The sequence below is a fragment of the Protofrankia coriariae genome, assembly GCF_001017755.1.
GTDB lineage: Bacteria > Actinomycetota > Actinomycetes > Frankiales > Frankiaceae > Protofrankia > Protofrankia coriariae.
Map to the genome: position 1 here is coordinate 29,611 of NZ_JWIO01000047.1, position 375 is coordinate 29,985.

Genomic DNA, 375 nt, shown 5'->3' on the forward strand with positions numbered 1-375 from the left:
CGGGGGTGAGCCGCCAGTCGCCGCGCATCCGTTCGATGATCCCGGCGGCGGCGCCGGGCTGGCCCTCCATCTCGGCGTACGCGGTCTTCTGGACCCGGCGGCTGAAGACGTTCACGGCACCGAGCAGCCCCAGCACGATCCCGATCGGCAGCCACGTCCACAGCGGACCGACGACGAGCCCGAGCAGCACGCCGACGATCCCCACCGGGATCACCAGGCCGAGCAGCGACCACCACACCACATGCGGATCACGCTGCCGGGTGAGCCGGAACACCGTCCGTAGCTGCGTGAGGCGTCCAGCCCTGGCTGCCCTGCGCTCGGCCCCTTTCCTGCGTCCGCTTCCCGCCGTGGTCCCCGCGGCGGCGGGCGCCCTGC

General features: G+C 73.3%; 1 protein-coding gene. It reads right to left on the bottom strand.

Annotated features, from left to right (window positions below; translation table 11 throughout):
• On the bottom strand, positions 1-375 hold a 375-nt coding region (locus tag FrCorBMG51_RS31940), incomplete at both ends, for a DUF4191 family protein (protein ID WP_235433788.1).